Raw genomic sequence first — 11,839 nt, forward strand, 5'->3', positions numbered from 1 at the left:
TAAGTATCAATTTACTTAATTTTAATTTAGATTTCGGAGACGAAGGTAAACCTCACCGCTGTTTTAAATTAATCGACACGAAAAACCATAATGTAGATTTAGATTTTATCCAAATGCATGTTATCGAAGCGAAACGATTTATTGAAATAATTGAAAAATCTACGATAGACGAATTAAAGAAAAATAAATTACTCACTTGGATGAAATTTTTCACAACCAAAAATTTAAAATCTATAGAAAAAGAATTAAAGGAGGCAAACCCGATTATGACAAAAGTAATTGAAGAATACAAACGATTTACTTCTGACGATAAACTTATGCGAGCTTATGACGCAAGGGACGCATTTTTGGTAGGACAAAAAATTATGCTTGATAGAGAACGCAAAGAAGGCATAAAAGAAGGCATTGAAAAAGGAATAAAAAAAGGAATTAAAAAAGGAATTAGAGAAGGCAAACTTGAAGGCATAAAAGAAGGCAGACATGCCGAACAAATCTCAATGGCAAAATCAATGAAAAAAGAAAATATAGATATAGAAGTTATTAAAAGAATTACGGGCTTAACCATCGAAGAAATCCGCAAACTGTGAAACTATAATTCGAACATTGAATTAAGGACAAAATAATGCCGAAAGTTTCAGTAATTCTCCCAATATACAATGTTGAAAAATATTTAAGAAAATGTCTGGATAGCGTAATAAATCAAACTTTGAAAGATATTGAAATAATATGCATTAACGACTTTTCTACAGACGGATGCGAAAATATAATTTTAGAATATGCCGAAAAAGACAGCAGAATAAAAATTATAAATAATGAAAAAAATTTTGGAATAGGTTTTTCTCGAAATATCGGAATAAGCGAAAGTTCGGGCGAATATATTTCTTTCATAGACTCGGACGATTATATCGAAAATGATTATATTGAAATTTTATATAATACGGCGATTAAAAACGAAGCCGATATAGTTTTTACAAATAATATCAATATAGTGAGAGATAAAATAATAAAGCCTTACTATCATAACAGAATAAAAATTTGGAAAAAGAAATTTAAAAAAAGTGAAAGTTGGAAAGAAGGAATAAGCAATTTCAATGTCGATACTCCTCAAAAAGAAAATACTCCAGAATATCCTTTAGTTTCTACCGTTAATAAAATATTTAAAAAAGACTTTATCAAAAAAAATAATTTGCAATTTCAAAATTATATCGTTTCGGAAGATACGGAATTTTTTTATAAATATCTTATATATTCTCCGAAAAAATTTTATAATAACGATGCTAAATATTATTATGTTCAAAGAAAGTCTTCTATAACTCATTCCATAGAAAAAGATAATCGAACGATATCGGACGCTTTATCGGTATTCAAAAATATATATACGATTTATAAAGAAAAAAAAATAGAATTATTGAAAGACGCAAATTATTATAATTTCAATTCTTTTCTTTTCGTATTTAATAATTATAACGCTGAAAATAAAAACGAATTTTATAAAAAATGCCATGATTTAATGAAAGAATTAAATGTGGAAATAGATAAAGATAAACATCCTTTTGAGGCTTATTCCTGTCATATAATGAAAACGAACGGCGATTATAATATTTATTTGGATAAAGTAGAAAGCGTAAAGAAAAAAGTTTTTTCAGTCGCTTGGTGGATTCCTTCGATAACTTTGAGGGAAAAATATAAAAAATATAATTTGAATAAAATTGCCAAAGAAAAGTTTGACGAAGAGATTAAATAAATATTTACGATTTTATTCTCGCTATAAATATATTTTCTATTTTTTCCATTTTTTCAATCGTTTCGATTATTTTATTTATATTTGCATCTTTTAGGATAAACATAAAATTATTGTCTTTTATGCATGATTTTTCTACGATAATTTTATTTTCTATAAAAGATTTATTAAAAGCGTCAAAATTATTATTTGAAGAAGAAAATCTTATATAAAAAGTTTCGTTTTTCTCTTTGAAATCCTTAATTTTTATATCGTTATTTTTTTTGGCAAATCCAAGTATTGGAATTCTGAGTTCGTCCGTTATAAGATTATTTCTCGCTATCGTTATCGCATCCGAAACTATCGCGCTGCTTGTCGGACGCCCTCCAGCTCCAGCTCCGTAAAAAACATTCTCTTCCGACCTGTCTCCCACAACCGTAATCGCGTTAAAAGCGTAATCGACTTTTGAAAGCATATTTTCTTCTTTAAGCATAGTCGGAATTACGAATATAAAAACATTATTATTTTCGTCAATGCTCGCTTCGGCTATCAATTTTATCGTATAACCCGAATCTGTCGCAAAAATTATATCCGAAAGCTCGATATTTCTTATTCCTCTTATAAATATTTTATTCATATCCATAATATTTGAAAAAGCTATTGACGACAATATGCATAATTTATGCGCCGTGTCTATTCCGTCTATATCAAATGTTGGGTCCGCTTCGGCATATCCTTTATCTTGAGCGTTTTTAAGAACGACATTGAAATCCAGATTATTTTTAGTCATATTCGTTAAAATAAAATTGCAAGTTCCGTTTAATATTCCGTAAACCGATTCTATTTTATCCGAAACCAGACTTTCTTTAAGCGCTTTTATTATTGGAACCGCGCCCGCAACCGATGCCTCGAAAGCTATATCAGTTTTTCTGTTTTCCACAATTTCGGCAAAAGAATTGGCAAGCAAGGCTTTATTTGCCGTCACGACTCCTTTTTTCGCTTTCATTATTAAAGTTTTAGCCGCGTCCATTCCGCCCAAAACTTCGATTATTATGTCGATTTCTTTATCGTCCAATATATCGTTTAAATTTTTCGTTTTTATTTCTATAGAGTCGAGATATTTATCGTTTTTTACTTTGTCGATATTTCTGCTGAAAACGGTTTTAATTTTTAATTTTATTCCCGTTCTATTTTCTATTATTTCGTTATTTTCGATAATAGTTTTCACCGTATCTTTGCCGACATGTCCGTAGCCCGCGATAGCTATCTTGAATTCTTTTTTTTTATTCATTCTTTCTTTATCTCTTATAATTATTAATTTATAAATTATATTCCTATTTTTATAAAACCGCGTTCTGCAAAATATTTTTCTTTTTCATCGTATAAAACTACGGTTTCGTTGCTTATGGAATCTTTAGCCGAACGAACGAAGAATTCCAATCTGTTAATCGTATTTACTTCGCTTGCTCCCGCGTCCATATCCAAATAAAGAAGATTCAAATCGGGATATCTCGTTTTTAATCTCGTTTCGATTCCTCTCGCTATAATATGATTTGCAATGCAACCGAAAGGCTGTAAACAAAGCACATTATTAACGCCTTCTTCCGCAAAAGTCGCTATTTCTCCGGGCAAAAGCCAAGCCTCGCCGAATTGATTAGTCAAAGAAATAATCTTCGAAGCGTTTTCCGCTATATGTCTTATATGATGAGCGGGACGGAAACCTTTAAATTTTGACATTATTTGATTTACCGCGTCTATTCTCGCGTCAATAATTTTTTCCGACAATTTAGAACCGTAATAACCTAAAAACGAAACTTCCCTCGCATGTTTTTCTTTATTTACCTGTTCGCTTATAACTTTTTGAACGAAGAAATCGAATACTGGAGGAACTATAACCTCTACTCCTTTAGCCATAAGCCAGTCGCAAACATCTCCGTTGGCAAAATTATTGTATTTAACATATATTTCACCGACTAATCCAGCTTTAGGCAAATATAAATCTTTAGTTTCAATCGCGTTAAATTCCGCAACCGCCTGTTTCAATAATTTATCCGTATCTTTAAGCGAAAAATCTTTTGGATGCAAAGCTATATATTTATTTGCAAGCGCTAAAGCCTCTCCTCTTTTCGCCTCTCTAACCGCCGTGTAATAATACATTGTAGATATAGCGTCCGCGTAAGGCATAGCGATAATTCCCTCTTTCATCATATCCATTTTTGAAAGCTCGAATCCTGGCTGTTCGTTTATAACCGTCAAGCCGACTGTTACAACGGGAACATCGGGATAGCCCGCGTTTATCAATCCTCTTTTAATTAAAGCCGCATAATTACTTGCACGACATTGTCCTCCCGTTTGAGAGATTCCCGCCGCAATTTTGTCGGTATCGTATTTTCCGCTTTGAACCGCCCTTATTATATCGCCTATAACAATCGTAGCTGGATAACAAATATCCTGATTCGCGTATCTTAAACCCAATTCAACCGATTCTATATCTGGGTCTGGCAAAGGTATCGCTTCATAACCGCTTCTTTCAAGCAAAGTTAGAATCATAGGGTCGTAAAAATGCCCGAATTTAGGAACGAGTATGCTTCTTTTTTCGTTTTTCTCGTATTTTTTAATATATGTTCTTTCGGGTTTTTCTCTATAAACGAAATCGCCTTTCATTTTCATGCTTTCAATCATAGAGCGAATTCTTAATCTTATACTTCCCGGGCTTGATATTTCATCTACTTTAATTAAAGTTGGATTTTTTCCGTAAGAATTTAATATTGATTTTATCTCGTCCGAAGTTGTGGCATCGGGACCGCAGCCGAAACTGTTTATTTGAACCACTTCCAATTTTAAATCTTTTTGAGACGCCGCCCATAAAGCCGCTTTAAACATTTTATTAGGATAAGCCCATTGAGTAAGAACTTGAACATCGGCAAGAGATTCTTCTATATCCAAACCGTCTTCCGTCAAAACATTTATTCCAAAAGACGCTATAGTTTCTGGTATTTTATGATTTATTAAAGGGTCTATATGATAAGGACGACTCACTATAAGAATTGTCGGCGTCTCGCTTTCTTTCGCGTATTTTATTATTTTAGCGCCTTCTTTTTTCAATTCTTCTTTTACTCTAACTTGTTCTTTTAAAGCCTTTTTAAACGCTTTGTCAAAATCTTTTTTATCTATACCCAAAATATTAACAAAATAGGCTTTGCATCCTTTATATAATAAATCTTCATTCAAGAAACTTATAATTGGAGCATCGAACGGAATTCCAAATTTTGTGAGAGGACTTATAGAACTGTCTATAACATCGGGATATCCTGTCACTACGGGGCAGTTATAACTATTAACGCTTCCGTCATCTTCGCTTTTTTCCAAAACTACGGAAGGATAAAATATTCTGTCGACTCCCGATTCTATCAAATCGTATATATGTCCGTTCGCTATTTTTGCGGGAAAACATATATTGTCGCTCATAACAGTTCCCGAGCCTTTTTCGGCGATTGCCATGCTCGAAGGAGACGATAATTGAACTCTATAACCGCATTCTGTAAGTATCGTAGCCCAAAACGGAAAATTTTGATACATATTTAAAACTCTTGGAATTCCTATTATTCCTTTTATTTCATCGGTAGCTGGCGCCAAGGGTCTTTCAAAAAGCAATGAAAGTTTTTTCTGCGTAATATCCATTCCGTATTTTCTTTCTTTATTTCCTTTATTTGAAAATATCCTTTCGCATTTATTTCCAGTGTAGAAAGATTTTGAATCTTTAAATTTTAATCTTGTAACTGTGCATAGATTTTCGCAGCCTTTACAAGTGAGTTGTCTTCTTTCATAATCGTTCGCTTCCTGCAAATTATCCAAACCGATAAATGTGGTTTTTTCTTTTTTAGCGTTGAAAGTGTCTAAAGAAAGCAAAGCGCATCCGTAAGCTCCCATTAATTCCGATATATCGGGACGAATTACTTTTCTATTTAAGAATTTTTCAACAGAACGAAGAACTGCAGAATTTTTGAAAGTTCCGCCTTGAACTACTATATTGTCTCCCAAAATCGAAGTGTCGGTAATCTTCAATACTTTAGTAAAACAGTTTAGAGTGACGCTTTTTGCAAGTCCAGCAGAAATATCCGCAACGGAAGAGCCTTCTCTTAAAGACTGTTTAACTTTACTATTCATAAATACCGTGCATCTGCTTCCCAAATCACATGGACTAACGCTTTCGCAGGCAATATCGGCAAAATCGGCGACTTTATAGCCCATTCCTCTTGCAAAAGTTTCTATAAAAGAACCGCAGCCCGAAGAACAAGCCTCGTTTATTTCTATATTTTCTATTATTCCGTCTTTAATAAATATCGCTTTCATATCCTGTCCGCCAATATCGAGGATGAAACTTACTTTTTCGTCAAACGCTTTCGCTCCTCTATAATGCGCCATCGTTTCAACAATTCCCTCGTCCATATTGAAAGCCGCTTTTATCAAATCTTCTCCGTAGCCTGTCACGGAAGTTCGAGCAATATTTATATTAACATTTTTTTCTTCCAATTCTCTTTTTATTTCGGTTAATCCTTCGACAACCGCTCCAACGGGATTTCCGTTATTGTTTCTATAATGTCTTAAAACTACTTTTCCCTCTTCATCTATGATGACTATTTTTGTAGTCGTAGAACCTGAATCTATTCCTAAAAAAGTATTTTTACCATTAACCGTTTTCACATCTGCAGATTTAACTTTATCTTTCGCATGTTCTTTAAGCCAGTTATTATATTCTTCTTCGCTTGAAAATAAAGCCTCTCTATATTTTGAATTCTTTATTTTCACTTCCGCCGAAATATTTTGAACTAATTTTGTAAACTCTGAAACGGATATTATAGTTTTATCTTCTTTTTCTCCGAAAGCCGCTCCTATAGCCGCCGTTAATTCTGGATGCTCAACCGTATACATATCGTCTTCGGTGGCATTTAAAAGAGTTAAAAATGTTCTTCTCAAATCTGGCAAGAATGTTAAAGGTCCGCCAGTAAAAAGTATTTTCGGTTTAATTTCAAAACCTTTTGCAAGAGTATTAACCGTTTGAACTGCAACCGCCTGAAATATGCTTTTCGCTATATCCGATTTTGGAATATCTCTGCTTATTAAAGTTTGAACATCGGTTTTTGCAAATACTCCGCATCTGCTCGCCATTGGGTAAACGGAAGTCGCTTGTTCCGATAAAGTGGAAAGTTCGGATGGATGAACATTTAAAAGAGTAGCCATTTGGTCGATAAAAGCTCCCGTTCCGCCCGCGCAGTTTCCGTTCATTCTTATATCCGCTTTGAAATTATCGTCAAATACTATTATTTTAGCGTCTTCTCCGCCTATATCAATCAATGTTCTTCCATAAGGATAAATTTTTCTGATTGCCGTTGACGAAGCGATAACTTCCTGCACGAAACTTATTCCCGTTTTTTCGCTTATTCCCATTCCAGCCGTTCCCGTCATAGAAAGAGATAAATCCAAATCTCCATGAATGCTTTGCAAATTTTCAAGTATCGATAATAAAGTTTCTTTCACATCGGCATTATGTCTAACATAAGTTTTGAATATCATATTGTCGAGTTCGTCATAAACTACCATTTTTGCCGTAGTCGAACCAATATCTATTCCAGCTCTATATATCTTTTTCATAGTTAATTCTCCATAAAAATATAAACAAAATATAAATCTAATCTATAATCAAAATCTATAAACCTTATTAGTCTATAGCCATATTATTAATATTAACGAATACTATCTTTGTTTTATGATTTTCTATTTTTTCTTCTGGTATATTACAATATGATAGTATTACCAATATATCGTCTTTTTTGGCATAATTCACATTATTGCCGTTTATTCCTATTATTCCCGTATGTCTTATTCCTTTTATAACTATCGCCTCGAATCTGCTGTCGCTGGTGATATTTATAACCGAAACTTTATCTCCTTCCATTATATCGGACTTTTCCATTAGCTCTTCGTCTATAGTAATCGAATCTTCAAAGTTTAAATCCGTTCTCATAACGGTTAATCTATGAATCTTAGATTTTATGACTTCCCGCATCATAATAATTTATATTCCTTAATGTATCTAAAATTTATTCTTTAATAAAATTAATAAAAAATAAATAAATTAAAAATATAATGAAATATTTTACTTATGTCGACAAAAAAGTCAATATTATAATTATAAATATTTATTAAGAATTATTATGATTTACTAATAATTACTTATTGTAGATAAAACATTTAATACATTTTTTTAATATTTTATAGAGACTGCCAGAACGACAGCCCCCACAAATATAATATAAAGGAAATATGAAAAAAAATATCTTATCATACTATACAATAATAAGATATTAACGCAACGAATTATAAAACCTGCGGATTTTAATTTTGTAAAATATTGATTTTCAATTTATTACGGCTTTTATAATCGTATTTTTTTATTGACTTTATTTTATAAAAAATATATTATTAATAATCATTATCATTAAATAATTTAGTTAATTTTTGGAGGAAACAAAAATGAAAATAACATTTCAAGGCGGAGAAGTTCATTTGGAAGGAGTAGCCTTAACCGAAGGCGCAAAAGCCCCTGATTTTTCTGGAGCAAAAACAGATTTAAGCGCTTGGTCGCTTTCCGATGCTGGTTCTACCGTAAAAATTATATCGTCAGTGCCGTCTTTGGACACGCCCGTATGCGATATTCAAACTAAAAGATTCAATAAAGAAGCCGCTAATTTAAACGGCGTAACGGTTGTAACGGTTTCTTTGGATTTGCCTTTCGCTCAAGCGAGATGGTGTGCGGCGGCAAACGCTAATTCGCATATAGTATTGTCCGATTATGCGGAAAGGGATTTCGGAAAAAAATTCGGAACTCTTATAAAAGAATTAAAACTTTTAACGAGAGCCGTATTCGTATTGGATAAAGACAATATTGTTCGATATGTTCAATATGTTCCCGAAATTACAAACGAACCCGATTATGAAGCCGCATTAAAAGCTGCAAAATCTCTTTTATAATTTATAAAAAATTTATAAAATTTATAATTTGAAAAATTTTATAGTTTTTATAATTTTAAAAGAAATTAAAAAAGCGTATCTCAATTAAGGGATGCGCTTTTTATTTATGAATTTTTATTTGAAATTATTTAACTAAAAATTATTTTAAAACATCTTTAACTTTTTCAAATACATTCTGAGCGGAAACTCCGTATTTCAATTTAAGCTCTGTAGATTTTCCCGATTCCGTGAAAGCGTCTTTACATCCCACTATTCTTAAAGGGGCGACATCTTTATGAGCGGATAGAACTTCGGCAACGGCGCTTCCCAATCCTCCAATCACGCTATGATTTTCTAAAGTTATAACGCATTTAACTTTTTTAGCGCATTCGATAATATTGTCGGAGTCTAAAGGTTTTAAAGAGCGAACATGAATCAATCGATACTTTATATTATTTTCTTCAAGCATATTAACCGCATCCACAGCCTGCTCGAAAGAAGAACCGTCAAAAAATATCGCCACATCGTCTCCAGTAGAATATAATTCTTTATTTTTTATATCGAAATTTGCCTCTTCGGGCGAATTATAAATTATAGGAACGGGTTCTCTTGCCACTCGCACATAATAAAGTCCTTTATTATTCAAAGCGTAACTTATTGCCGATTTAACATCGTTTTCGTCCAAAGGTAAAATGACATTCATATTTGGAATGCATCTCATTAAAGCCATATCCTGCGTAGCCTGATGACTCGCTCCATCGGGACCGGCATCGAGTCCAGGGTGAGTGGCTATTATTTTAAGATTTGCTTTCGCGTAAGCGGCTTGTCTTATTTGAGTCCAAATAGTTCCGCTTGCAAATATTGCGAAATTGACATAAACGGGAAACATTCCTTCCAAAGCAAGTCCAGTAGCAGCGCTTAAAGAACTTTGCTCGCCAATTCCCAATTCCAAAAAGTTTTTAGGAAAAGTTTTTTCGACATCGGCGGAAGATGTGGAAGTTCCCAAATCGTTATCTATCACTATTATTTTATTATTTTTTTCAATTAAATTCGTTAAATGTTTTCCGATTACTACTCTCGGAGCGGAGCTTTTTTCTATTTTTATCATAATTATATTCCTTTATTAAATTTTATTTTATATCCAAATCTTTTTTCGCTTGTTCAAAATCTTTATCGCCTATTGTCAAAGAATGGCAATTAGGATTATTTTCCAAAGTTGAAACGCCTTTTCCTTTAACGGTTTTCATTATTATCGCTACGGGCTTGCCGCTCAATTTATCCAATTTATCCAAAGCCTCGACAACTTCTTTCATGTTATTTCCGTCTTTAACCGTTATCGTATTCCAATTAAAACTTTTAAATTTATCTTCCAAAGAACCCAAATCAATAACTTTATCAACAGGGTCATGAGAAGAGAGTCCGTTATTGTCTATAATTGCGACAAGATTATCCAATTTGAAATGTGCCGACTGCTGAACCGTTTCCCAAATCTGTCCTTCATGCAATTCCGCGTCTCCGCATAAAGCGAATATTTTATTTTTATTGTTTGACAATTTTCTTGCGTAAGCCATTCCCATAGCAACGGCGAGTCCCTGTCCTAAAAGTCCCGTATTCATTTCGGTTTCTGGAATTTTATTGATATCGGGATGCCCTTGCAAACGAGTTCCTATTTTTTTAAGAGTAGTCAATTCTTCCATAGGAATTATTCCAAGCTCTGCAAATATTGCATATTGCATAACTACAACATGTCCTTTCGATAAAACAAAACGCGCTCTATTCGGGTCCTTGAAATCTATATATTTGTCATATACGGCAACCGCCATATCCATAGCCGACAAAGAACCTCCGACATGAGCTACGCTTTTCGATTCGTAAACCATTTTTAGAAGTATCTGCCTGCATCTTTTAGCTTTTTTTTCTAGTTCTTCTACTGAACTCATAAAATTTCTTCTCCTTAAAAATCTGTAATTAAAATTTATTGGTTAAATTATATCACTTAATATTTTAAAGTCAAAAATATTGATAAATATCATTACAAATGCGACTAAATCCCGTATTTGATTAATGAAGCAATTAATATTTTAAAATCTTTTTATTAAATTATTGACAAAAAATTAAGGGAGATAAATTGTCATTGCGAGCCTTTGGCAAAAGGCAAGGCAATCCGCTATTAAAAAATCTAAATTTAAAATCAAATTCTATTAATTTTGGATTACTTCAGGTATAAATACTTTCATTAAAATATTATTTATAATGTGAAAAATATTTTAATATTCATAATTGGCAATTTCTAAAATTAAGAGAATTAATAAAATTGAAACTAATATTTACCCCCCCTATGAAGTTATCAAAGAATTTGTTTCTAAAATTATCTCGCCACTTTTTAATTGGTATCCACCAAGCTATAGAATCAATTAATTTCTCTAAAATATTAATAGTTTTAAGATTACTAATTTCAGTATCTTCTATTTTTTGATATATTTTTTGTAATAAAACTTTGTTGATTACGGAATAATTTATAATATTATTTTTAGTATTATCCGTTATAATAAATATTCTTTCATAGCTTTCATAGTCTTGAAAAATATTATTAAAATAATTAAATTTATCTAAAAATGCACAAGTAAAACCCAATTCATGCCATATTTTGAAAAAGTCAGTTATATTATAAGAATTTACCCAAATATCAGGACGATTTTCTATATCATTTTTAAAATGATAACTACCTATTAAAATATTTGTGTTTTTGCTAATATTTTTTATAAATTGTTCTAAATCATAAATATATTCGAATATGCCAGAACAAAATACTACATCAACTTTTTTATTGTAGAACTCGCCTTTATTAAAATCTACAATTATCGTGCTATCGACATGTTTATATATGTCGCATGGTATATATTCTATATCTTTTGGAATTTTTCTTCTTAAAGTTTGATGTCCCGCTCCTAAATCCATAATGCTATTTACTTCGTTCAAATTTATCAAACTTACCATATTATCTATTCTGTATTCAAATGATTTTAAATATTCAAAATCTATTTTCCATGTATTTTCATTCATAACTATAAAACCTCGTTCATTAAATTTCATTTTTTAAATTATATA

9 protein-coding genes are annotated in these 11,839 nt (G+C 31.9%); 3 read left to right on the forward strand and 6 right to left on the reverse strand.

Annotated elements, in window-relative coordinates:
- Both ACR0QS_RS06465 and ACR0QS_RS06470 read left to right on the forward strand, forming a co-directional pair.
- On the forward strand, positions 1 to 587 hold a 587-nt coding region (locus tag ACR0QS_RS06465; RefSeq protein ID WP_432632621.1), incomplete at its 5' end, for an Rpn family recombination-promoting nuclease/putative transposase.
- 35 nt (positions 588 to 622) lie between these two features.
- The gene (locus tag ACR0QS_RS06470; RefSeq protein ID WP_432632622.1) at positions 623 to 1,744 is read left to right on the forward strand and encodes a glycosyltransferase family 2 protein; all 1,122 of its coding nucleotides are present in this window, start codon (positions 623 to 625) and stop codon (positions 1,742 to 1,744) included.
- Positions 1,745 to 1,748: 4 nt separating this feature from the next.
- On the opposite strand, the gene ACR0QS_RS06475 is transcribed toward ACR0QS_RS06470, so the two are convergent.
- From ACR0QS_RS06475 to ACR0QS_RS06485, 3 genes are all read right to left on the reverse strand, one after another.
- Positions 1,749 to 3,011, reverse strand: coding sequence for a homoserine dehydrogenase (locus ACR0QS_RS06475; RefSeq protein WP_432632623.1), 1,263 nt, complete (start codon positions 3,009 to 3,011; stop codon positions 1,749 to 1,751).
- Between the two features lie 35 nt (positions 3,012 to 3,046).
- Entirely contained in the window at positions 3,047 to 7,372 is a 4,326-nt protein-coding gene (locus ACR0QS_RS06480; protein WP_432632624.1) for an acyl-CoA dehydratase activase-related protein, read from the reverse strand.
- A gap of 67 nt (positions 7,373 to 7,439) precedes the next feature.
- On the reverse strand, positions 7,440 to 7,790 hold the full coding sequence (locus ACR0QS_RS06485; RefSeq protein ID WP_432632625.1) for an aspartate 1-decarboxylase: 351 nt from the start codon (positions 7,788 to 7,790) through the stop codon (positions 7,440 to 7,442).
- Between the two features lie 464 nt (positions 7,791 to 8,254).
- Between ACR0QS_RS06485 and tpx the strand changes: the two genes are divergently transcribed.
- Positions 8,255 to 8,752 (forward strand): thiol peroxidase, encoded by a 498-nt coding sequence (gene tpx / locus ACR0QS_RS06490; RefSeq protein WP_432632626.1) that lies wholly within the window; start codon positions 8,255 to 8,257, stop codon positions 8,750 to 8,752.
- A 139-nt stretch (positions 8,753 to 8,891) separates the two neighbouring features.
- Here the strand turns inward: tpx and ACR0QS_RS06495 are convergent, their stop codons facing one another.
- From ACR0QS_RS06495 to ACR0QS_RS06505, 3 genes are all read right to left on the reverse strand, one after another.
- Entirely contained in the window at positions 8,892 to 9,839 is a 948-nt protein-coding gene (locus ACR0QS_RS06495) for a transketolase family protein (RefSeq protein ID WP_432632627.1), read from the reverse strand.
- A 22-nt stretch (positions 9,840 to 9,861) separates the two neighbouring features.
- On the reverse strand, positions 9,862 to 10,671 hold the full coding sequence (locus ACR0QS_RS06500; protein WP_432632628.1) for a transketolase: 810 nt from the start codon (positions 10,669 to 10,671) through the stop codon (positions 9,862 to 9,864).
- Positions 10,672 to 11,005: 334 nt separating this feature from the next.
- Positions 11,006 to 11,794: a hypothetical protein gene (locus ACR0QS_RS06505; RefSeq protein ID WP_432632629.1), complete on the reverse strand. Its 789-nt coding sequence runs from the start codon at positions 11,792 to 11,794 to the stop codon at positions 11,006 to 11,008.
- Between the last annotated feature and the right edge of the window lie 45 nt (positions 11,795 to 11,839).

The organism is Brachyspira sp. (genome assembly GCF_050873525.1).
Taxonomy (GTDB): Bacteria; Spirochaetota; Brachyspiria; order Brachyspirales; family Brachyspiraceae; genus Brachyspira.

Excerpts from the sequence above, each read along its gene's own strand:
- tpx (WP_432632626.1), top strand. The coding sequence starts at position 8,255 with ATGAAAATAACATTTCAAGGCGGAGAAGTTCATTTGGAAGGAGTAGCC.
- ACR0QS_RS06470 (WP_432632622.1), top strand. The coding sequence starts at position 623 with ATGCCGAAAGTTTCAGTAATTCTCCCAATATACAATGTTGAAAAATAT.
- ACR0QS_RS06485 (WP_432632625.1), bottom strand. The coding sequence starts at position 7,790 with ATGATGCGGGAAGTCATAAAATCTAAGATTCATAGATTAACCGTTATG.
- ACR0QS_RS06480 (WP_432632624.1), bottom strand. The coding sequence starts at position 7,372 with ATGAAAAAGATATATAGAGCTGGAATAGATATTGGTTCGACTACGGCA.
- ACR0QS_RS06495 (WP_432632627.1), bottom strand. The coding sequence starts at position 9,839 with ATGATAAAAATAGAAAAAAGCTCCGCTCCGAGAGTAGTAATCGGAAAA.
- ACR0QS_RS06475 (WP_432632623.1), bottom strand. The coding sequence starts at position 3,011 with ATGAATAAAAAAAAAGAATTCAAGATAGCTATCGCGGGCTACGGACAT.
- ACR0QS_RS06500 (WP_432632628.1), bottom strand. The coding sequence starts at position 10,671 with ATGAGTTCAGTAGAAGAACTAGAAAAAAAAGCTAAAAGATGCAGGCAG.
- ACR0QS_RS06505 (WP_432632629.1), bottom strand. The coding sequence starts at position 11,794 with ATGAATGAAAATACATGGAAAATAGATTTTGAATATTTAAAATCATTT.